Raw genomic sequence first — 1269 nt, 5'->3', positions numbered from 1 at the left:
GCCCTCTGTATGCGCCATTGTAGCACGTGTGTAGCCCTACTCGTAAGGGCCATGATGACTTGACGTCGTCCCCACCTTCCTCCGGTTTATCACCGGCAGTCTCCCTGGAGTTCCCGACATTACTCGCTGGCAAACAAGGATAAGGGTTGCGCTCGTTGCGGGACTTAACCCAACATTTCACAACACGAGCTGACGACAGCCATGCAGCACCTGTCTCAGAGTTCCCGAAGGCACCAATCCATCTCTGGAAAGTTCTCTGGATGTCAAGAGTAGGTAAGGTTCTTCGCGTTGCATCGAATTAAACCACATGCTCCACCGCTTGTGCGGGCCCCCGTCAATTCATTTGAGTTTTAATCTTGCGACCGTACTCCCCAGGCGGTCTACTTAACGCGTTAGCTCCGAAAGCCACGGCTCAAGGCCACAACCTCCAAGTAGACATCGTTTACGGCGTGGACTACCAGGGTATCTAATCCTGTTTGCTCCCCACGCTTTCGCATCTGAGTGTCAGTATCTGTCCAGGGGGCCGCCTTCGCCACCGGTATTCCTTCAGATCTCTACGCATTTCACCGCTACACCTGAAATTCTACCCCCCTCTACAGTACTCTAGTCTGCCAGTTTCAAATGCAATTCCGAGGTTGAGCCCCGGGCTTTCACATCTGACTTAACAAACCACCTGCATGCGCTTTACGCCCAGTAATTCCGATTAACGCTCGCACCCTCCGTATTACCGCGGCTGCTGGCACGGAGTTAGCCGGTGCTTCTTCTGTCGCTAACGTCAAATAATGCAGCTATTAACTACACTACCTTCCTCACGACTGAAAGTGCTTTACAACCCGAAGGCCTTCTTCACACACGCGGCATGGCTGCATCAGGCTTGCGCCCATTGTGCAATATTCCCCACTGCTGCCTCCCGTAGGAGTCTGGACCGTGTCTCAGTTCCAGTGTGGCTGATCATCCTCTCAGACCAGCTAGGGATCGTCGCCTTGGTGAGCCCTTACCTCACCAACTAGCTAATCCCACCTAGGCATATCCTGACGCGAGAGGCCCGAAGGTCCCCCTCTTTGGCCCGTAGGCATTATGCGGTATTAGCCATCGTTTCCAATGGTTATCCCCCACATCAGGGCAATTTCCTAGGCATTACTCACCCGTCCGCCGCTCGACGCCGTTATCGTTCCCCGAAGGTTCAGATAACTCGTTTCCGCTCGACTTGCATGTGTTAGGCCTGCCGCCAGCGTTCAATCTGAGCCATGATCAAACTCTTCAATTTAA

1 rRNA gene is annotated in these 1269 nt (G+C 53.5%); it reads right to left on the bottom strand.

Annotation, left to right across the window (positions count from 1 at the left end):
- Nucleotides 1–1267, bottom strand: a 16S ribosomal RNA gene (locus GXP65_RS24905); the annotation flags it as partial.
- Nucleotides 1268–1269 lie beyond the last annotated feature (2 nt).

Origin of the sequence: Vibrio sp. LB10LO1, assembly GCF_010092875.1 — a bacterium.
GTDB classification, from domain to species: Bacteria; Pseudomonadota; Gammaproteobacteria; order Enterobacterales; family Vibrionaceae; genus Vibrio; species Vibrio campbellii.
This window is presented reverse-complemented; position numbering and strand designations above follow the sequence as displayed.